Below are 21,894 nucleotides of genomic sequence, written 5' to 3' on the forward strand. Positions count from 1 at the left end.
CTGCACAAACGGCACTCCTTTCATCATGAACGGAGTGCCGCAGCTTCTCTTTCTGTCAGCTGATCTTCAACAACTGTTTTAATGTTTTCAGTTTTTCTCTTCCCACCGGGAGTTCCCGGCTCTCATACCCCTTCATATGTACGGAAAGTCCGTTTCCGCTGCCTGCGAAAAGTTCCGAAATAAATGGCAGATTTATAAGATAGCTCTTATGGATCCGGAAGAATCCGAAGTCCGCCAGCTTTTTCTCAAGTTCTCCCAAAAGCTGATTGACCTCATAGGATCTCGATGTGGTATGGACCACACACCCGTGTCCGTCGGTCTCCGCATACACGATCTGGGCGATCTCCAGAAACAGGATTCCGTGGCTGGCCGTCACAGGGATCTTGCCGAATACCATTGCTTCGCGTCTCTCTTCCACACCTGCGTTTTCCTGCTCTGCCCCCTGTTTTTCTGCTGCTGCCGGTTCCGTTTTTTCCTCCTGCTCCTCCATTTTCCCCGCAGGATCACATTTTCCTTCCCCAATGCATTTTTTCACAACATGGTGCACCCGCTCCGGATCGAACGGTTTTAAAATATAATCATCGATCTCCATCTCGTATGCTTTCGCGGCATACTGGGAATAGGCGGTAGCAAAGACGATCTTCGCCTTGGGAAACAGTCTTTTTGCCGTGGCCGCCAGCGTCGTCCCCTCCATGTCCCCGAGGTCCATATCCACAAAGATCAGATCAAACGAATCCGCCTCATTAAACATCTTTAAGGCGTCCGCTCCGCTCTCCGCTTCCGTGATCTCACAGTCCGGACGCACTTCCTTCACCCTGCGGATCAGCATTTTTCTTGCCGGTCTCTCATCATCGATCACTGCGATCTTCAAAACATCTCCCCCTGTCTCTCATAGTTTCCCCAATTTATAAAATAGTCCGGTCGTAACTGTTCAGTAGGTCTGCGCACTTGCTGCGCTGACCGTAAGAAAACATAGGCTGGAAGGCAAAAATCCCATCAGCGAAGCTGATCTGGAATGGATTTTTGCACGTAACTATGAAGGTACTGAATAGTTACGTCCGGTCACAGTATTTTCCTGTCAGCTCTCTGCCTGATACGGAATGCAGAACGAAACATCCGCCCCGTCATCCGTATTCCGGATCTCCAGCCCATAACGCTTTCCGTATGTACTCTTCAAACGTTCATTCACATTTTTTAATCCAACGCTGCCGGTCTTGTTTCCGGTCAGGATCCTCTCTGCCTCTTCCGGTTCAAAACCTTTTCCATGATCCCTGACTCCGATCCTCACCAGCTCCTCCCCGGGCCCGCTTTGCACCCGTTTTGCTGAAATCTCCACTCTGCGCACCCCGTCCGCACTGTTTCCATACCGGACAGCATTCTCCACGATGGGCTGCAGGATAAAGGACGGGACCTGACAGGAGAGACCGTCTTCCACGTTGATCTCCACCCGGAGCTTCTCCTCAAATCTCGCCTTCTCGATCTCCAGATACGTCCGGACATGGTTGATCTCCGTATCGATATCCAGCATGTACTGGTCGTTCTCCAGAGTCTGACGGTAGTAGGACGCTAACGTTAAGATCAGGTCACTGGCCTTTCCCGCATCCTCATCACAGATGCAGGAGATCGTATTCAGCGCGTTGTAGAGAAAATGCGGGTTTACCTGAGACTGCAGCGCCTTAAACTCCGCTTTTTTCCGCAATTTCTTCTGATATTCTACATTGTAGACCCCTAACTGTGTGGAAAACATCTTCGCAAGTTCCTCCAGAAAATCCCCGATGCTTCGTTCCACACGGCGTCTCTTTTTCACGACAATGGACAGACTTCCGATCTTCTCATCTCCGGTCATGACCGGAACTGTCACCGTCACGAGGGAGTGAAACAGCGGCCGTATCTCCTCATCGAGATCTTCCTCCCAGATACATTCTGCTTTCATTCCTTTTGCCGGTCCTGTCAGATGTTCCAGAAACTTTTCCCGGCGGAAACGGCTGTCATCGATCAGGGAACTCACCGCCAGAACTTCCTTTTCATCCGTGATGATCACCGCCTGACATGGAATCTCACCGAAAATGATATCGGTCACGGCTTCCATATTTTCCCGCTTTCCGAAACCTTTTCTCAGATAGACGAGACTCTTGTCCGCGATTCCCATGGAAAGGCGCATCCGCTCCGCAAACAGGCTGTCCTCACGCATATACACCATATCAAAGGTCTTGAAAAAGAGCACCATTCCCACAGAATTCATGACGATCATCGGAACGGCAATCTTTCCCACAAGTTCCATGGCCGCACCGAGAGGCTTCGAGATCATCAGAATGATCACCATCTGCAGGATCTCCGCCTCGGCAGTCAGGAAAAACAGATCGACGCTGTCCATCTCCCCCGCCTTGTACTTTTTATAGACCAGGCTTCCCAGCACGCCTTCCACCAGCGTTGAGACCGCGCAGGAGACTGCTGTAAAGCCGCCGATATCAAACAGGAACCGGTGGGCTCCGGCGATGAGTGCCGTCATCATTCCAACAAACGGTCCGCCCATGATCCCTGCTGTCAGGACGCCGATGACGCGGGTATTGACGATGGCCCCGCCGGTCTTTGTCCCTGTGTAGGTCGACACGATGCTGATGGCACCGAAGATCACTGCCAACGCCATCTTCTGGATGATCGTGCTGCTCTCTCCCCGGAACAGCTTCCGCACCGATGCCATATTGGTGAGCAGCGTTGCCAGAAGCACCAGCAGTCCGATATTTAAAAGCATGTTGAAAAACATGGTTCCTGTCATAAAGCTCCCCCTGTCCCCGCAGACTGAATGTTCTTGTCTGCCTCTTTCACATGTTTTTATCATATCACATTTTTCTGTTTATTTGTTCAGAAAATGTGAAGCGTGGTCGCTTGCGACAGTCTACATCTTCGCGCGAGTGCGCATCTTTGGCACGTCAGTGCCTTTTTATGTAACAGGGAATTCCCCGGGATTTCCTGTTACATAAAAAAACTCCGGAAGACCTGGGCTTCTTCCCTCAGGTCTTCCGGAGCTTTGCACACCGACCGTAAACCAGGCCGATATTTTCCTTATGAATTGTAGATATCCTCGTTTAACATTCCCTCGGATTTCGCAACGTAGATTGCAGTTGCGGAGTCGCCGACAACGTTAAGCGCCGTTACTAACATCTCGATCGGGCGGTTGATCGCAAGGATCAGGCTGTATGCTAAGAGTGCACCGTCGTTGATGTAGCCAAGACCGGAAAGGATCGTGAACAGGATGATCGCGCCTGCGCCCGGAGCTGCCGGTGTACCGGCGGATGCGATCAGGGCTAAGAGAGCGATCACAATGAGCTGGGACAGGGTTACATTGTAGCCTGCGCAGCCTGCGATGAACAGAGTCGCAACGACCTGCATGATCGCGGTACCGTTCATGTTGATGGTCATACCGAGCGGAAGTACGAAGGAAGCGATCTTCTCATCAACACCGAGCTCCTCTGTGGTCGTCTTCACGTTAAGCGGAAGAGCAGCCGCACTGGAGGAAGTGGAGAATCCGAATACTGCTACACGGAAGATCTTCTTTGCGAACTTCACCGGATTCTGCTTTGTTGTAACTGCTACAAAGATCGGGTATCCTACGAAGAGGAATAAGAGAAGCAGGATAACGGTTACGACAACGTATGCCAGAGCCGGTTTTAAGTGATTGATTCCGTATGTCGCGAATGTTCTTGCAAGGAGAACGAAAATTGCGAACGGACCGAACTTTGTAACAACGTAGTTTAAGAATACAACAACGATATCGTTTACTTCTGTGATGAGCTTCTTTAATGTTGCGCTCTTCTCGTCGCCGACTGCCTTCATGCAGAGACCGAGGGAAACCGCTAAGAACACGATCGCGAGAACGGAAGTGTTTGTGCTGAATACCGCTGTGATATTGGACGGAACAATGTTAAGGATCACATTTAACGGGTTGGAACCGGTAGATCCGGCGGAACCTTCAAGACCCTCCACCTGAATATTGAATACACCTGCATTGTAGATCATGATTCCGACTACGCATGCCATAAGTAATGCGAAGAAAGAGCAGATCAGGAAACCTGCGATCGTTTTTACGGAAATTCTGCCGAGAGTTCTTGTATCGGAAATCTGTCCGATCGCAAGTGTGATGGATGTGAATACCATCGGTACGATGACAAGCTGTAAAGAACGGATAAACAACTGACCGATAATATAGAAGATACCGAGTGCCTTTTCAGCGCCTGCCGCTGTGATGTCCTGGAACAGGATGCTGTTAATCGTTGCCCATACGGCTTCCTTGCCTGTGCTGTTGAGGTTTTCTCTTAAGAACATTAACAGAAGACCTGCTACCAGACCGCAGACGAGGGAAATACTCATTCTGACAGCGAGTGAACTTTTCTTTTTCTCCATGTAATCCTCCTTTTTTTACCGCGCAACACACCCGGAAACATAAGTTTTGGGGCGGCTCTCCAAAACATTCCTGATATGCGGATACAAGCTTTGACTCATTACCCGCATAAAAATCTCCGGGACACTGACAGGTTTTTCTCAATCCCTGTCAAACTATCCCGGAGATTATATCGTAGTCTGAGCAATTCCGCAAGTAGGAATTTTAAATTTCTTTATGTTTTTTTTACAGAAATTTTATTTACTGGAATCGGCTGCCGGAACAGGCTCCGAAGTCTGTGTCTGATCCAGTGCCGCATTTAACTCCCGGAACGCCGCCGCGAGATCCTGCTCGTTGCCGTCCGTGTCATAGATCCTGCCATACTGCTCGTGGGAATACATTTTAATATTGTCCAGTGTCACGCTGCGATCTGTCGTGATCGAGAGATTGTAGTTTTCCTGCCACGGGATGGAACACTCATAATTTCCCGCTTTCGTCACCTGAACCAGCTTTTTAGCGTCACCGATCTGGAAGGTGACCTTCGCTGCACCGTTCTTCGGTGCCGCCCAGAACTTTACATAGATCTTATCCCTTTTTCCAAGACGTCCATAGACATTCTGGCTGAGTACACTGTCTTTTGACAGGGTGACTGCCTTTGATCCGTCATGTTCCGTTTTCTCAACCTTTCCGGTGGTATCCCAGCCTGTCAGTCCCAGAGCGAACTGGCCATTGTATACACAATCATTTACATAATTCCGGTATACCCAGAGACCGTAGCCGCAGGTAGTATCTTTTAAGATCGGAGCGGTATTCTTCACAAAGTCCGCCACCTGGGACTCCTCGATCTGGGTATTGTAGGAGAATGCCTCTGTGGAATCCATATAGAGGAACTGCTCCATAAAATACTTCTTTCCGCTCTTTTCCACCAGACCGTTCATGCTGTTCTGCATGGATGCCAGCGCTGTTTCCGCGGAAATATGGTCTCCCACGTTCTGCTGTCCGAGGGACACGCTGTACATAAGAGCGGAGTACTCGGCATCGGCACACGGATACGTGGCGGAATGGGAATAGTAGGTATAGCTTCCGTCCAGTTGGTAGATCGGGTCCCCGTCGGACCGGACCTCCATGGATAGTCCGGGGAACACTTCCTGACTCTCGGAGAGGAGCTTATTTAAAAAGCTGTCATAGAACTCAAAAAACAGCTTCGCCTCCGGGCGCTTTCTCTCCGGGATCCAGATCTCGGAATAATCCTGGAATGTCTTTCCGTAGACCGCGCCGACCTCCGCAAGGGAGTAGTGGGCCTTCAGGTAATCCTGATATCCGCATCTGGATGCCAGACGGATACTGAGGGCTCTTGTGAGATCCCGGTCCATGTTTGACGTATAGTCCCAGAAGTCCTCCCAGGTAATAAATCCACCCTGAAAGTTCCCGTAGTCGGATACCCGGTCATAGATCGTCTTACAGTAATCCAGCCATAGCTTCCTGTCACTGCTTCCGTCCTGCACCACACCGGCATATCGCTCCGGAAGGGACGCGTCACCGCTGTAATCCCAGCAGTAACCGATCCGCAGCGTCACCATAAGTCCATGGTCATCCGCACACTTCATGACCTGATCGAGTTTGGCGAAAGCAGCCTCATTGTACATATTTCCCATATCTCCCGGCTGAAACTCTCTCCACGGGATCACGAGAATGATGCTGTTGAAGCCGTCCGCCTTGATGCGGGCAAAATTTACCCCCATGTTGTCATCCTCTGTCCCCCAGTAGTTGATAGGCCAGGCATCACCGAAGTAGGTCACGGATTTTAAGTATTCCGGAAACGCCGCCTGCGCTTCCATCCGAAGTTCAGGGATCCCCGCCATCAGGGCTGCGGCGGCCAAAAGCGCTGCCGCTGGTCTTGCCAGTTTTCTTATGTTCATACGATCACCTTTTATAACTGTTCTTCACAGCTTCCTTTTTTGTTTCTGGTATGCATCGGCACACACCGATTCCCGTTTACTATACCACAATGTAAAAATTTCTGCAAAATTTATCCTTAAAAAAATTCCGCAAAATTTATCCTTGACTAATTTAAGACTTACGGGGATACTTTTATTAGAAAGATCGTAACGGTTCAGCAGGCTGCGCGCTGACCGCACTGGTCGCGCCGGCCGTACTCGCCGCAGTAAAACGCAGACTTTACGGTAATGGAGCGTTGCGAAGTATTTATTAAAGGAGGACTTTATAAGCATGGAAAAATCAACGGTTTATTTTACCGATTTCCGGTGTTCGGTTGGAACCAGCCAGTTGGACAAGCTGAAAAAGCTCTGCGTTGCTGCAGGAATCAAAAACATTGACATGGACGGAAAATTTGTCGCGATCAAAATGCATTTCGGTGAGCTCGGAAATCTCGCCTTCCTTCGTCCGAACTACGCGAAAGCCGTTGCGGATCTCTGTAAGGAACAGGGCGGCATGCCGTTTCTGACCGACTGCAACACCCTGTATCCGGGCAGCAGAAAAAATGCTCTGGATCATTTAGACTGTGCAAACCTCAATGGCTTCAACCCGATCTCCACCGGCTGCCAGATCATCATCGGTGACGGTCTTCGAGGAACCGACGAGGTGGAGGTTCCGGTCGTGAACGGAGAATACTGCAAGACGGCCTTCATCGGCCACGCGGTTATGGACGCCGACGTCTTTATCAGCCTGACCCATTTCAAAGGTCATGAATCCACCGGTTTCGGTGGTGCCATCAAAAACATCGGTATGGGCTGCGGAAGCCGTGCCGGAAAAATGCAGCAGCATGCAAGCGGAAAGCCGTCCGTCCGTGAAAAGCTCTGCCGCGGCTGCAGACGCTGTGCGAAGGAGTGCGGAAGCGATGCTATTACATATGTAAATAAGAAAGCCGTCATCGATTATGACAAGTGCAAAGGTTGCGGCCGCTGTATCGGTGCATGCAGCTTTGATGCTATCTACAACCCGAACTACAATGCCAACGAGCTTTTAGACCGCAAGATGGCAGAGTACGCGCAGGCTGTCTGTTATGACCGCCCGTGCTTCCATATTTCCCTTGTGCAGGATATCAGTCCGAACTGTGACTGCCACGGTGAAAATGATGCCCCGATCCTTCCGGATATCGGAATGTTCGCAAGCTTCGATCCGGTGGCTCTGGACCAGGCCTGCGCGGATGCCTGTCTGAAGGCAGCTCCAATCGCCAATAGCCAGCTTGGAGAACATCTCTCCCAGCCGGGATGGCACTGCCACCATGATCATTTCAAGGATTCCAACCCGAATATCGAATGGCAGGCGACTCTCGATCAGGCGGAAAAGATCGGTCTCGGCACAAGACAGTATGAGCTGAAACGGATCTGATCAGAATCTTCCTTGAAATAAAAAGCGGGGAGAAGTTCCATTTTACGGAACTTCTCCCCGTTTTTTATGTACAATTGCAGCGCGTCATTCCGTTCACGCTCAATCGTATCAATCAATTTTTTACATCTTCATTCCAATCGCTCTCGGCTTGCAGCCGTCCGGGATCGGGCAGTGATAGGTGTCGCCATCCAGCTCCTCCTCCATCTCCGCTTTCGCCTTCGCGATGATCTCCGGATCCTCATACATATCGATCGCTGCGCCTGCCATTGCCTTTGCCGCGTAGATCAGTCCCTTGTGTGCCAGTCCGCTCTTGCCCTGGGAAACGACCTGCCAGGAGTGGCCCGGTGTTCCAGCCGCCCATGTAGCAACGTAGGCTTGGGCAGTCGGACAGTTCCAGCTCACATCACCAACGTCCGTGGAACCGAAGGACATGATTCCGTCCGGGTTGAATGGAGCGACAAAGCGGTACATGCTCTCGCCCTTATGAGAAAGGACTTCCGCCTTAGCTGCTTTGTCCTTGCAGTTCTTTGCGATCTTCTCTAAGGACTCAAAACGGCTGTCGCCAACGCCCTCACTGATGGCTTTGGCAAACTTCATCTCCTCTTCCGTGTACTCCGGAGCGCCAAGCTCCACAAGATTGTCCCAGAGTTCCTTCGCGATCACCTTGTTGCTCATGAGGTTCGAGCAGCCCTTTACGAAATCGATTTCCACACGGGTCTCTGTCATATGGGCAGCACCCTCAGCGATCTTGTTGACACGCTGATAGATCTCCTCCACCTGGCTGTTCTTCGGTGCACGGATCAGATACAGAACCTCCGCATACGGCTGTACAACGTTCGGGGAGTATCCGCCGGTATTTGTGATCGCGTAGTGGATTCTCGCCTCCGGAACCACATGCTCTCTTAAGAACTGTACACCCATGTTCATAAGCTCCAGCGCGTCAAGGGCGCTTCGTCCAAGATGCGGTGCGCCGCCTGCGTGGGCGCTCTTTCCATAGAATTTATACGCTACCTGATAGTTTGCGAGGGAGCTTCCCGTGTCGGCCTGCGTTAAATCTCCCGGATGCCATGTGATCGCGGCGTCAAGGTTTGCGAACACTCCGCCTTTCGCCATAAATGCCTTTCCGGATCCGCCTTCCTCACCCGGGCAGCCAAAATAGATCACGGTTCCCGGTTTTCCGCTTTCTTCCAGATACTTTTTGATTCCGATCGCCGCGGAGAGGGACGCTGTGCCGAGCATGTTATGTCCGCAGCCGTGTCCGCTGGCGCCATCATGCACAACGATCTTCTCGGTAGCTCCCGCTTCCTGATCCAGTCCGGACAGGGCATCGAACTCGCCTAAGATACCGATCACAGGTTTTCCGGAACCGAATGTGCCCTTAAATGCTGTCTTTACGTCCGCAAGACCTGTCTCAACTGTAAAACCTTCTGCTTTCAGAACATCGCAGAGGATCTTCATCGACTTTTCTTCCGTGAAGGCAGTCTCCGCGCAGCCCCAGATCTCGTCGCTGGCGGTAAAGATCTCGCTGGATTTCTTATCAATTTCTTCCCAAGCTGTCTGTTTTCCCATCTCCATATCACCTTTCTTGTACATGATTTCCGGCTGTTGTCCACGCTGCCCTTTCATTTTCCGATCAGGCAGCTCTCAAAATTTAATTTTCGAGTTGTTCTGAATTTTTATATGAATCCCAACCAGTTATCAATAATTATACTATCGTATCCGTCAATGTGCAACCTTTTTCATGTTTTGTGCCTAAAGTAAATGTATCATTTCAGATGTTCGCAAATTTTCCCTCTATTTATTTTGGTTTTCTCAGCTTTCCCTGCCGCACATATTTTCTGTTCTGACTGCGCGAAGAGGGGTGGAATTTAATTTTGCAGGTGGGACTTCTTACTGTTGGCACATCCTCTTCTTGAAAACTGCTTGCGCTTTTATACCTGCGATGGTATAATTTACAGGTAATGCCCTGTGATACAGGGCGAACGTGAACACACTGGAGGTATCCACATGAACTGGAGTATCGTAGCAAATGTCATTCTTGTCATTCTCCTGATCCTTGTCGTTGTCCTCGCTGTGCTTTACTTCCTCGGACGTAAGATGGAAAAGCGCCAGGTAGAACAGCAGAGCGCGATCGATGCCGCTAAGCAGACCGTGAGTCTGATGGCGATCGACAAGAAAAAGTTGAAAATAAAGGAAGCCGGACTCCCGCCGATCGTTTATGAGCAGACTCCATGGTATGCAAAGCGGATGAAGGTTCCGGTAGTAAAAGCAAAGATCGGCACAAAGATCATGACCATGATCGCCGATGAGAAAGTTTTCCTTCAGCTCCCGTTAAAGACTGAGGTCAAAGTTGTGATCAGCGGTCTCTATATCACAGAGATCAAATCCGTTCCGCGCGGAGGACTGATCCCGCTTCCGAAAAAGAAAACTCTCGGTCAGCGTATCAAAGGAATTTTCAAAAAAGACTAAATCGACAAGAACAGACGAAACAAAAGATCCGCTCACGGAATGGCTGGACAAGCCATCCGATGGGCGGATCTTTTTCTATCTGCCGGCTTCTTCCTTCCCCTGCCTTTCAGACATACCGACAGCAAAATACCCGGTGAGACACGAGCGTAAAAAGCTCATGTTTCATCGGGTATTTCATACATCTTATCATTTACTTAGATCAGTCCTACCGACTTCATAAAGAAGATCCACAGGAATAATGTAAACATGGACACCGCCGTACTGATCACGACAAACTGTCCGGCGAGTTCTCCGTCTCCGCCCATGTTCTGGGCCATCGGATAGGAAGCCGCAGCGACCGGTGTCGCGTAGACTGCGATCAGAAGGAATAACTCAAGACCACGAAGGCCAAATGCGTATGCGATCGCAATAATGATCGCCGGAAGAAAAAACAGCTTGCAGGTAAGCGTCGGAACCAGGTACTTGAGGTTCTTCCGGATCGCACGGAACTGCAGCGTTCCGCCGAGTACATAGATCGCCAGTGGGGAAGTCATATTGGAAAATGCTGCGATCGGAGTCACAAGACTTCCCGGAAGCTTGATCCCAAGGAAAAAGAAGATCAGTCCGACAACCGCACCCTGCAGCAACGGGTTTGTCACCACCGCCTTCAGGGTCTTTTTGATATCCGATTTTCCCTCTCCGTTGAACATCTCAAGAATAAACACGGAAGTCGTGTTGTAGATCGATACGACAACGGTTACCATCATCGCGGCGATAGATGCCGCGGAGTCTCCGAATACTGCGATCGTGAGCGGGAGTCCGAACAATACGAAGTTGCTTCGGAAGATTGCCTGAATGATAACGCCTCTTCTCGGGTTCTCCTTTACGATCTTCGGAACGATCACGATCAGGATCGCCTCCACGATCAGGATGCTGGCACCTGTAAAGATCAGCAGCAGCGGACGCGGCAGAGATTCCGCATCCGCCTTATAGATATTGTAGAAAGTCATGAACGGATAAAATACCCGGAAAACCATCTGGTTCAGCTTCTGCAGAAATTCTTCCGATACAACACCTTTGATCTTCATCGTGTATCCAAGAGCCAGATAACAGAAAAACGGGATGACTGCGTTGACCGCGACTAAAAAACTCTCCATACCTCTTTTGAATCCTCTCACAGCCGGACTGTACTGTTGGATCTGCGAGCATACAGATCGCTAGTCAGCTGCGCCCTTTCTTATTTATTTGTGTGAACAGCCCGGATCTCATCTTCCGCGCCGTTCCATCCGCTATAGCTGCAACCCCCATTTCCTTTCCGGTCCGGCACGATGCCAGAATACCGGACCGCTGTGCAAACCGCAATATGCAAAGAACTTCTTTTCAGGAAATTCCTATCCGTGAAAAGTAACAAATAACGTTCTTAGTCTTTTACCACGATTCCCAGAACCTCATCCTTTTTTGAAGATGCCAAGATCTCCGTACTGCAGTCAAATGCGTACTGCCCGTTCATCTCCATCGAATATTTGATCTTCAGAAGGATTGATTCCTCGTCCTCCGCAATCTCGAGAAACGAAGTTGTGATCCCCATCAGAAACAGTCCCATCGGAGTCCGGTAATTTGCCGTCGTCCGTTTTCCCGGCTCAAAGATCATGTGGCTGTCCACAAGTCCCCTTTTTGTCACTTCGATCCGGTTTTCCATGATCTTCACCGTATTGTGGGTCGGCTCCCCCGTCTCGTCAAGCGATTCATCGTAGATGAAATACTGCTTGCCGTTCTTCTCATAATACGTCCCCGGAGTGATCATCTCGACCGTGTCCTCTTCCTCACCGATCGTCTGAGTTCCCCGGACACGGACAAGAATATCCTTTGTCATATAAAACTCCCCTGATATATTGTTTTCGCAGATCTCACCATGATCCGGAATCGTCTGCGTGACTGATAACATCTGGACTTTCTGAATGATCCAGTCGTTTTATCTCTCGTATCTCTTAAAAGCATGGTTGATCAGATCATCGATCAGCTGCTTCTTATTTACGCCTCTTGCCTCCCATAACATCGGGTACATACTGATGGCGGTGAAGCCCGGAAGCGTGTTGATCTCATTGAATACGACCGTTCCGTCTGCCTTCACAAAGAAATCCACGCGGGATAAGCCGTAGCCGTCCACCGCATTGAAGATCTTGACCGCCGCCTCACGGACGCGCTCGGTTGCTCCGTTCGGAAGTTCCGGATCAACAACCGTCTTGGACTCTGCATTGTAATACTTTGCATCAAAATCATAGAACTCAGCCGCAGCCAGAATCTCACCGACTCCGGATGCCTTAGTGGAAGCGCCGTCACCGAATACGCCGCACTCGATCTCACGGCCGACGATCATCTCCTCGACAAGCATTCTGCGGTCATTTGCTGCTGCTTCCTTTAAGCCTGCGATCAACTCTTCCCTGTTATCCGCGCGGGTCACGCCTCTGGAAGAACCTGCATTTGACGGTTTTACGAATACCGGATACGGGATCTCTTTCTCGATCTTTGCGACAACAGCATCTATATCCTTTAACTCTTCCTTCAATACCGGAACATATGCCGCCTGGCAGATTCCGAGTCCGTTTACCATGCGCTTTGTGGAAAGCTTATCCATGGAGACTGCGGAAGCGAGAACGCCGCAGCCGACATACGGGATCTTCGCAAGTTCCAGGATTCCCTGAACCGTTCCGTCTTCCCCGTAAAGTCCGTGAAGGACCGGGAATACAACATCAACCGGAACTTTCTCGAATTTTCCGTTTTCTGTGACAATGAGACATTTCTCCTTTGCGTCCGGGGACAGGACTGCGCCCGCCTTTGCCTCTCTCCAGGTATCGTCCTTGATCTGAGCTAAAGAATCTACCTTTAACCAGTGACCATCCTCTGTGATTCCGACAAGGATGACGTTATATTTCTCCTGATCGATGTTTGCTGCCACATTCTGTACAGACATACAGGATACTACATGTTCTGATGACTGTCCGCCAAACAGGACAACGATATTTTTCTTTTCCATGATGATTTGATTCCTCTCTGATTTTCTAATAAATTTCTAAAAGTCCCGGTCAGCGCCTGTGCACCCGAATGTGTTTTCAGATGTACAGGCACTGGACGGGCAGTTTTCTCATGTTATCGTTTAGATTATAGCACAACTGGGAATAATTACAAATAGGAAATAAAAGCAATTCTGAAGCGGAAAAATTCACGTTACTTTTCACGGGTAGGAATTTTCTGTTCAGAAAATATATGTTTATAAAAGTAAAAAGAAGGGCGTGTCATGAATCGAACCAACCAATTTTCCCTCTCCATTTTATGTTTTTTCATCTGTTTTCTCCTCGCCATGTCCGGAATCCGGGCAAGGGATGAGGCACTGGCGGCGGATATTGCCCCGAAGATCCTGCGGTTCCATGTTCTTGCGAACAGTGACTCTGCTGAAGATCAGGCGTTAAAGCTCTGCGTAAAGGATCTTCTGCTGAAAAAGATCCGGGACGATGCCGCCGCAGATCAGATTGCCGGAAAAGAGGATCTGAAAGCATATATCCTGTCTGAATCTTCCACACTGAAAACCGCCGCAGAAGACTTTATCCACAGCTTCGGGTATGATTACGGTGTACGTGTGGGGATTGAGACCTGCAGGTTTCCGGTGCGCACCTATGGGGACATGACATTTCCCGCCGGAATGTATGAAGCCGTCCGGGTGACCATCGGAAACGGTGCCGGGCACAACTTCTGGTGCGTCCTGTATCCATCCCTATGCTACACGGACAGCATTCATGCATCAATGCCGGAAGGATCGAAGGAGACGTTGAAAAGCCTGATCCCGGAGAACGATTATGAAGCGTTGCTGCGCTCCGGACCACAACGCTCGCCATCTGATGAGGAATCGTCTGTAAAAAAAAGTGAGCAGGAAACTGTTTCCCTGCCCACTGTAAAGATCCGTTTCCGGATCGCCGAACTGTTTTCATAAAGGACGGCCTTCTTTGGCCGCTCCCGGATCACTGGCTGAGCTTTAAATTTCCTTTTACCGCCCAGTCATAGGTCTCCATCGCCTGAAACAGCGCGAGATCACCTGTTTTCACTGCGATCTCCTTTGTCTTTAAGGAGTTCTGCTGCTGCATATACTCAAGGCGTCCGATGGTTCCTAACTGCCATTTTCTCTCGGCAGTCTCCATCTTCGTCTTTTCCAGCTCGTAAGCTGCCTTTGCGGTCTGAATCTCGTTCCTCTTCTGGAGAACATCGTTATAGAGATTTACGAGGGAGGAGGAGACTTCTTCCTTCTCCTGCTTGATCGTGCGCTGTAAATTCTGGTACTCGACGGACCCGGCGTCCTTATTATCGAGATCCAGCACATTGTAGCGGATCGTGAAGTTATTGTCCTGTGCCGCCTGCTTATCTTTCTCCGGATTCATTCCGTCGATCCTTGCAAGATCTGCCGCCGGAACATCCCTGATCTCCGGCACTGCGTCGTACTTCCAGCCAAGCATCGTGCAGAGTGTCTGGCGCAGCTTCTGCTCATTCGCTGTCAATGTCAGCTTTGTCGCCTGAGTAGACTCCAACTGCTGTCTCGCGGAAAGAACCTGACTCTGGGTCGCAAGGCCGTTGGCCGCCTGATTCTGGGTAGACTGATACACTGCGTTAAGAAGCGTAAGACCACTCTCTAAACTCTCCTCATTAAGCAGCAGCTGCTTATAACCGATCATGGCACTCTGGGCGCCGGCCTCCAGCGCTGCACGGTTCGCATCGATCACCTTGATATGCATCTGCTCCGGGGAGATCTGGGTCAGACTGTCACCCATTAAAAGTACCTGCTCCGCCTGATAGTCCAGAAGCTCGGAATTGTAGACTAACTGGGCATATGTCGTCGGAGCCGTCGGGAGCATGCCGATCAGGTCCTTCATCTGGTCTGTCATCCCGTTCATCTGATCCGCGGCATCCAGGATCGATGCCGATTTATCTGATAACTGGGATTTCAATTTTGCGACATCCTTGGATGCATCCTTTTTGTCGGAATAGGTCTCCTTCAACGTCTTAAACGTCGGGCTGTACACCTCAACAAGCTTCCCGATCTCGTCATATTCCAGCACATTATCCGCGAGCTTCTTCATCGTCGCGTCATCGTACTCATTTCCCGGCTGGGATACAAATCCATTCTCATCCGCGACTCCGGTCGCCTCGACCGCCTTTGTCTTTGCAAACGAAGTCACAGGCGCTGCCGCAAGCGCAAGCGCAAGTGCCGCCGGGATCACACGTCCTGTCAAATTTCTTTTCATTCTGCTTCTCCTTTAGCTCTGTGATGAGGAAACGATATCGAGAAGTCCCTCAAGCGCCCACTGATAATTTTCGATCGCTCCTGTGAGGTCCAGCTTCGCCGCCGTGTGGGATGCTTCACTGGAAAGCCATGCAGACTCTGCCTGAAGGTATTCCTGACGGCTCAACATCCCCAGCTCATTCTTCCGGTCAGCAGCCGCTTTATCGGCCTTTGCCGCCTCATAGAGCGTTTCCGATGCCTCATAGGCTTTCTGTTTCTGTTTCAGGTCCTTATACATAAGATCCAGAGAAGAACGGACGGAATCTTCCTGATCCTTGATATTTCTTGCCTTCGTGACTGCTCCGCCCGCCGATTTGGAACTCGTCATCCTTGTATCATACAGAGTGTAGTTCATCTCGATGGCCTTCGCCTCATCCTTCTTCGGATCAAAGGACGCGATCACGGAAAGATCCGGCTCCGGAACCTTCGCGATCTCCGGATCAGCGTTGTAATCCCAGCCCAACATTGTGATCAGCGTCTGTTTCTGGGTATTGAGGCCGGACGCTGCCTGAAGAGCACTTCCGTTCGCGGAATTCAGTGCGTCCTCCACGGTCAGAACATCCTCCTTCGACATCATTCCAAGATCCTTTTTCTTTAACGCCGCCTCGTAATTCTGCTTTGCGATCTCCTGATTTAAAAGGGCGATCTCATACTGGTCCTTTAAGGTCTCATAGGTCCGCATTGCTTCCCTCGCGGTCTTTGTCTTCTCATTTCTCGTGATGCGGAGTCCGCGGAGTGCAGAGGAACCACCGGCTCCCTTTCCCTTTGCGGCATCCTCCAGCTGCTGCGCATATGCCCGCAGAGCATGCATATTTGCTTTATATCCTTTATACACGTCGCGGGATACTGTCTCGTCATACTGAACATCATTCGCATCCCGTTCCATTTCATCCGCCTCCGCGCGCAGATCCGCCGCCATCGCTGACATCTGATCCTTCGTAAGACCCGTGGATCCGCCCGGATTGTAATAATACTTCTGCAGCTGGTTCTGATAATCGGTATTGTAGCGCTCAATGAGTCCGGGGAGTTCCCAGTATTCCAGCGTGTTGTCCTTAAACTTTTCAAGCGCTGCTTCGTCATATTCTGTGACCGCGACGTCCTTCGTCGCAGCTAACGCAGGTATTCCGGTATCCGCTGCCGCTATGGAAAGACTTCCCACAAAAACGGCTGAGAGCATGATCAGACCTGCTTTTTTCCATTTATTTCGTCTCATAGGTTTCCCTCCGTCTATGAGCATAACGATTTCATCGCAGAAACGCAATAACGTTTCTCTTACATTTTCTTTCCAAATACGGCAATCCGGTGGCAATTTTTATCCCCTGACTGCCGCCTCCAAAAGCAGGAAGCCCCGCAGAGCATTCCGCATTCCGGCTGACCGCCTCCCGACCGGGCAGCGGCCGTCTCTTGCAGACTCTGCAGGGATCCGCTTTCAATGTTCAAAGCTTTAATCTACGTCAATGATCTCTTTCTTATCCTGATTCTTTCCGCTCATGATCACATAGAAGACCGGAAGAACAAGAAGTGCCATCGCTGTAGAGACGATCAGTCCACCGACATCCACAAGGGCGAGTCCCTGCATCGTCTTACCGGCATTTCCATAAGCCGCCGCCATCGGGATCATTGCCACGATCGTCGTGAGAGTTGTCATGAACATCGGGCGCATACGGGTCGCGCCGGCTTCAATGACCGCCTCCTTAAAGTCCATCGTTGCCCGGTACTGGTTCGCCGTATCGACGTACAAAATACCATTGTTTACTACCGTTCCGACTAACATTAAGAAGCCTAACAGGGAGGTCATGCTGATTGGGCAGTCCACTAACCATAAGAACAGGAAGGAACCGATCAGGGCGAACGGGATCGTTGTCATCACCATGATGGAGAACTTCGGTGACTCGAACTGTGCAGCCATTACAATAAATACAAGGAATACGGCTGTGGCGATCGCCTGTCCCAGGGACGCAAACTCTTCGTTCATCATCTTTGTGGATGTGTTTTCCTGCATAGAGATCGTGCCGGATAAGTACTTATCGATGACCTCTTTCTGGATCTTATCCTTCGTGGTGCTGTCCGCTCCCTCTGTCAGCGTACCTGTGATCGTCACCTGATACTGCTTATCGCTCTTTGTGATACTCTGTGGACTGTCCTTGAAGCCGATATCCGCGATATCCATAAGGGCTACAGATCCGCCGGTCGCTGTCGGAAGAACGATTCCCTGGAGCTTATCGATCGTATCGTACTCATCATCCGCGTACTCAACCTTTACATCGATATCATTTCCGTCAACATTCAGGGTCGTTGCCGTCGTTCCGCTGACCATCATGTACACCTGGGAAGCAACGGCGGTCGGGGAAAGTCCCTCCGCTGCCGCCTTGACCGGATCCACATTGATCTTTACAAGGGGAGCGCTGTTTTCAAGGGAAGAGTGGATATTTGTCGCATCCGGGCGCTTCTGGAGCTCGGAAACAATCTCATCCGATACCTTCTTTAAGTCATCGTACTGTGTGCTGACAAGAAGATATTCGAGATCCTCTGCTGCTCCCATGGACATGGTGCTCATGGAGTTCTGGCTCTCGAGGCTCACGGAGCAGTCGGACCACTTCTGCATATCGCGTTTCCATTCCTTGAGCACCTGATCCGTTTTTCTGCTTCTGTCATCCTTTAAATATGCCGTCAGGGTCGCTCCGCTTCCGCCCATATTCATGGAAAGTCCGGAGCTTCCGTAGGAGAGCATATAGGAATCAAGATCCGGATCCTGTGTCACATAGTCCTCTGCTCTCTGGAGGATCTTATCGACCTCCTCGATCTTAAGACCCGGCTGGGTCTCAATCGTCACTGCGATCGTTCCCTGATCATCTGCCGGCATAAGCTCGGTCTTTAACTTTGTCGCAAGGAACAGGGAGAAGATCACAAGCACAACGGCGGTTCCCATGACCATCGCTTTTTTCTTTAAAAGCTTCTCCATCAGGGAACGGTATCCGTTCTGCAGAGCTCTCATGATGCCGGAGGCCGGGGTATTTTCCTTCTCCTTCGGACGGTAGTACACGTAGCAGAGCGGTACAAGCGTCATCGCGGAGATCAGGGACGCGATCATACAAAATACGATCGTGAAGCCCAGCGGCTTGAACATCTGTCCGCTCATTCCGGAGATCAGGGCTAACGGGATAAATACGACACAGGTCGTAACGGTACCACCGATGATGGATTCCAGCACCGCTGCAGTACCATCGATTGCGGCTTTTCTCGTTTCAACAAAGCCACCGCCCTTATCCGTAAAGCGGAAGCAGCTTTCCAGAACTACGATCGAGTTATCGACCATCATTCCGACGCCGAGGACCAGACTCGACAGGGTGATGACGTTTAGCGTAAAGCCTATGGCTTTCATGAGGATGAGGGCAGCTAAAATTGATACCGGGATGGAGGTTCCGACGATCAGGGATGCCTTGATATCCCCGAAGAACAGCCAGATGATGAGCATCGCAACAATGACTGCCATGATCATGGTCTGGAATACGCTGTTTAAGGAATTGCTGATCTGATCACTGTAATCATTGACAACGACGTACTCCAGAGACGGATCCTGTGCTTTTAACGTTTGCATTGTCTCCTGGACTGCCTTGGAAACGGTAATGTGGTCGCTGTCCTGATTTTTCTTGACACCGATCGTCATCGTGTCTTTGCCGTCGTAACGTCCGATACTGTCCTTTGCCTCAACGGTATTGTAGATATTGGCAACATCTTCCATATAGATGATATTTCCGTTGCCCAGTGTGATCGGGATCTTCTTTAAAAGCTCCATCGTGTCAAAGGATGTTCCGGATGTCACGGAAAGATCCTTGTTTCCAACGGAGGTACTTCCGATCGGCATGGAAAAGTCCGCAGACTTTAAAGCCGCAACGATGGTATTCATGTTCACATGATACTGGCTTAATTTTTCCGGGATCAGCTCCGCCTTGATATAAGCCTCCTGACCACCGGATACATCGACACTGGCTACGGAAGTCAGCTTTTCGATTTCCGGAACGATATCGTCATTTACGTAGTTATAGAGGTTATCCACGCTGTCATTGTTGACCGCGAGGGTGATGGACGGCGTACTGTTGATATCCATCTCGATGATCGTCGGGGTATCGACATCATCCGGGAGATCCGACTTGATCCCATCCAGCTTTTTCTTTAAGTCATCGTAAGCTTTATCGATATCCTGGTCATAGTCATACTGGACCAGGACCATTCCGAAGTTTTCCGAAGACATGCTGGTGACGGAATCGACACCGGAAAGCGTTCCGATCTCATCCTCTATCTTACTGATCACAAGCTGATCCACGTCATCCGGGCTTGCTCCCGGGTAGACCGCGCTGACGATCAGCATCGGCATCTCCATTTCCGGGATCAGCTCAAGCTGGGATGAAAAGATCGAGCTGAGACCGAATACGATCAGGCAGAGCACAACAAGAACGGTTGTGACCGGCCGTTTTAAGACCTTTTTGGTAAGTCCCATGTTCCTTGTGCCTCCTTATTTTGCTGCCGTTTCCGCGGCTTCTGTAGTCTCTTCTGCTGTTGTCTCACTGCTGTCGGCTGTCGTTTCCGCACTGTCATCACTGCCCTGAATATTTACCGCGGCGCCGTCATAAAGCTCCTTGGACCAGCTTGTGATGACCTCGTCGTCGTAGGAAAGTCCGGAAACGATCTGAATCTTGTCAGAATCGATGAGTCCGTCTTCCACCGGAGTCTTTTTCGCCGTTGCTGTCGCGGCATCATATGTATACACGTAAGCGTCTCCATTGCTGTAGTTCACACAATCTGCCGGAACGACCATGACGTTGTCCGCCTTCTCTGCTGTCACATAAACCTTTACCATCGTTCCGCTGGCAAGTCCGTCCGCGTCACCCAGGGTCGCTTTCACCTTGAAAAGTCCTGTGGACGCGTCCACCATGCTGCCGATCTCAGAGATCGCGCCGCTGTAGTCCGTTCCGTTCTTCTCCACCGTCACAGGATCACCGATATTTAATCCCTTCATGACACGCTCCGACACGTTGAAGGTCAGTGTTTTTCCGCCTGCACCGGATACAACGCCTGCGACAGAACCGCCCGCAGACATATCATGTACCTGCACGCCAAACTGTTCTAAGACACCGGCGATCGGCGCGGTAACGACCGTGTTCTCGCTCTGGGTATCATAGTTTAATTTTGCGGAATCATACTGGAGCTTCGCCATGGACAGACCGCTTACCGCCTGCTCGTAGGCCTGAGCGGAAATATCCCCGCTCTCGTAGAGCGCCTTCATCCTGTTTACAGATGTCTGGGCATCATTTAAGGATACCTGAGTCGTATTTAACGTGATCCTTGCCGCGTCTAACTGCTTGTTGTCGATGCGGAACAACTTCTGTCCCTTCTGTACGGTATCGCCCTGATTTACATAAACCTCCAGTACTTCTCCGCTTCCCTTCGGGATAATGTATACCTGATCTGCCGGTTCCACGGTACCTGTCAGTCCTGTGGAAAGTTCAATATTTCCTGTCTCCGGTGTCTGGACGACGACGGTCGGGTTCGGAACGGCCTCGATCGGCTCTTCTTTTTTCGTAAATCTTGTGAACATCAGGACTCCAAATGCGCCGACGCATACAAGTCCGATTACGATCTTACCTGCTTTCTTCATGGTTCCTCCTCATTTTCTGTAACATGCTGCTGTGGTACGACTCCGGTTGTTCTGTTTTTATGAACGTCCCTCGTCTGTTTTCTTCCTGCTGCCCTCTGTTTTATATCCACATATGCCATAATGGAGCATATGGATATGACGTTTGTAATATTCGGAAGCTTCCGTTCTCGACTCGCCGTCCCGGAAAAAACGTTTGAGTGACATGATGAATACGATCATGTGCATCTCGATCAGCTCGAAAAACTCCTGATGATCCAGATCACATTTCTCTTTGTTGACATGTTCATACAACAGTTTTAAAAATTTCCGGTTTGCCTCCATCGCCTCCGGGTTCGAATCCGATCCGCCTTTGAATAGTTCTACCAGTCTTGCGCTGTTGACCAGGTTGTGAAAGATCGCTGACAACCCTGAATCCTCAAGCCGGTCCATCCCGAGATCAAAGATCTGCTCCAGGACCTCCCAGAGGTCTCCGCCGTTTTCGTCCAGCATCGTGATGTACGATGTGAAATGCTGTTCCGCCTGGTTGCAGATCAGCCATTTTAACAGATCCTGTTTATCTTCAAAATATGTGTAAAAGCTTCCTCTCGATATATCCGCGTCGTGAACGATCCGGTTGATCGATACTTCCTCCGGAGCTACCCTCATAAATTCCTTTGCCGCCGCAGCCCGAATTGCTTCGATCTTTTCCTTCGGAAGCCGCATAAACCGTTCGGTCGGCATAATTCCATCTCCCCT

General features: G+C 50.3%; 16 protein-coding genes. 3 read left to right on the plus strand and 13 right to left on the minus strand.

Features of this window, described 5'->3' with window-relative positions:
• Positions 1–55: 55 nt before the first annotated feature.
• The 4 genes from V2546_RS00325 to V2546_RS00340 all read right to left on the minus strand — a co-directional run bounded on the left by V2546_RS00325 (position 56) and on the right by V2546_RS00340 (position 6,297).
• Positions 56–871, minus strand: coding sequence for a LytTR family DNA-binding domain-containing protein (locus V2546_RS00325; protein WP_329751253.1), 816 nt, complete (start codon positions 869–871; stop codon positions 56–58).
• 207 nt (positions 872–1,078) lie between these two features.
• Positions 1,079–2,776, minus strand: a complete 1,698-nt coding sequence (locus V2546_RS00330) for a LytS/YhcK type 5TM receptor domain-containing protein (protein WP_329751254.1) — start codon at positions 2,774–2,776, stop codon at positions 1,079–1,081.
• A 287-nt stretch (positions 2,777–3,063) separates the two neighbouring features.
• A complete protein-coding gene (locus V2546_RS00335; protein WP_118530948.1) occupies positions 3,064–4,401 on the minus strand; it encodes a dicarboxylate/amino acid:cation symporter in 1,338 nt (445 codons plus the stop codon).
• Between the two features lie 234 nt (positions 4,402–4,635).
• Positions 4,636–6,297, minus strand: coding sequence for a hypothetical protein (locus V2546_RS00340; RefSeq protein WP_329751255.1), 1,662 nt, complete (start codon positions 6,295–6,297; stop codon positions 4,636–4,638).
• 310 nt (positions 6,298–6,607) lie between these two features.
• Between V2546_RS00340 and V2546_RS00345 the strand changes: the two genes are divergently transcribed.
• A complete protein-coding gene (locus V2546_RS00345; protein ID WP_021904522.1) occupies positions 6,608–7,729 on the plus strand; it encodes a DUF362 domain-containing protein in 1,122 nt (373 codons plus the stop codon).
• A gap of 120 nt (positions 7,730–7,849) precedes the next feature.
• Here the strand turns inward: V2546_RS00345 and V2546_RS00350 are convergent, their stop codons facing one another.
• The gene (locus V2546_RS00350; RefSeq protein ID WP_142412479.1) at positions 7,850–9,298 is read right to left on the minus strand and encodes a M20 family metallopeptidase; all 1,449 of its coding nucleotides are present in this window, start codon (positions 9,296–9,298) and stop codon (positions 7,850–7,852) included.
• A 438-nt stretch (positions 9,299–9,736) separates the two neighbouring features.
• On the opposite strand from V2546_RS00350, the gene V2546_RS00355 reads away from it, so the two are divergent.
• The gene (locus V2546_RS00355; RefSeq protein WP_118297187.1) at positions 9,737–10,198 is read left to right on the plus strand and encodes a hypothetical protein; all 462 of its coding nucleotides are present in this window, start codon (positions 9,737–9,739) and stop codon (positions 10,196–10,198) included.
• A 194-nt stretch (positions 10,199–10,392) separates the two neighbouring features.
• Here the strand turns inward: V2546_RS00355 and V2546_RS00360 are convergent, their stop codons facing one another.
• From V2546_RS00360 to V2546_RS00370, 3 genes are all read right to left on the minus strand, one after another.
• On the minus strand, positions 10,393–11,334 hold the full coding sequence (locus V2546_RS00360; protein WP_118530954.1) for an AEC family transporter: 942 nt from the start codon (positions 11,332–11,334) through the stop codon (positions 10,393–10,395).
• A 263-nt stretch (positions 11,335–11,597) separates the two neighbouring features.
• Positions 11,598–12,050 carry a YwiB family protein gene (locus tag V2546_RS00365; protein WP_182426782.1) on the minus strand — a complete coding sequence of 151 codons (453 nt, stop codon included), beginning with the start codon at positions 12,048–12,050 and terminating at the stop codon, positions 11,598–11,600.
• Between the two features lie 99 nt (positions 12,051–12,149).
• Entirely contained in the window at positions 12,150–13,211 is a 1,062-nt protein-coding gene (locus V2546_RS00370; protein ID WP_118530958.1) for a D-alanine--D-alanine ligase family protein, read from the minus strand.
• A 261-nt stretch (positions 13,212–13,472) separates the two neighbouring features.
• On the opposite strand from V2546_RS00370, the gene spoIIR reads away from it, so the two are divergent.
• A complete protein-coding gene (gene spoIIR / locus V2546_RS00375) occupies positions 13,473–14,162 on the plus strand; it encodes a stage II sporulation protein R (RefSeq protein WP_118530960.1) in 690 nt (229 codons plus the stop codon).
• A 28-nt stretch (positions 14,163–14,190) separates the two neighbouring features.
• Here the strand turns inward: spoIIR and V2546_RS00380 are convergent, their stop codons facing one another.
• The 5 genes from V2546_RS00380 to V2546_RS00400 all read right to left on the minus strand — a co-directional run bounded on the left by V2546_RS00380 (position 14,191) and on the right by V2546_RS00400 (position 21,879).
• Positions 14,191–15,465: a TolC family protein gene (locus V2546_RS00380; RefSeq protein ID WP_118530962.1), complete on the minus strand. Its 1,275-nt coding sequence runs from the start codon at positions 15,463–15,465 to the stop codon at positions 14,191–14,193.
• Positions 15,466–15,477: 12 nt separating this feature from the next.
• A complete protein-coding gene (locus V2546_RS00385; protein ID WP_329751256.1) occupies positions 15,478–16,716 on the minus strand; it encodes a TolC family protein in 1,239 nt (412 codons plus the stop codon).
• 231 nt (positions 16,717–16,947) lie between these two features.
• A complete protein-coding gene (locus tag V2546_RS00390; RefSeq protein ID WP_329751257.1) occupies positions 16,948–20,001 on the minus strand; it encodes an efflux RND transporter permease subunit in 3,054 nt (1,017 codons plus the stop codon).
• 15 nt (positions 20,002–20,016) lie between these two features.
• Positions 20,017–21,159, minus strand: coding sequence for an efflux RND transporter periplasmic adaptor subunit (locus V2546_RS00395; protein ID WP_015553203.1), 1,143 nt, complete (start codon positions 21,157–21,159; stop codon positions 20,017–20,019).
• Between the two features lie 57 nt (positions 21,160–21,216).
• Positions 21,217–21,879 (minus strand): TetR/AcrR family transcriptional regulator, encoded by a 663-nt coding sequence (locus V2546_RS00400; RefSeq protein WP_118530969.1) that lies wholly within the window; start codon positions 21,877–21,879, stop codon positions 21,217–21,219.
• Between the last annotated feature and the right edge of the window lie 15 nt (positions 21,880–21,894).

The sequence above is a fragment of the Clostridium sp. CM74B_53 genome (assembly GCF_036318045.1).
Taxonomy (GTDB): domain Bacteria; phylum Bacillota; class Clostridia; order Lachnospirales; family Lachnospiraceae; genus Pilosibacter.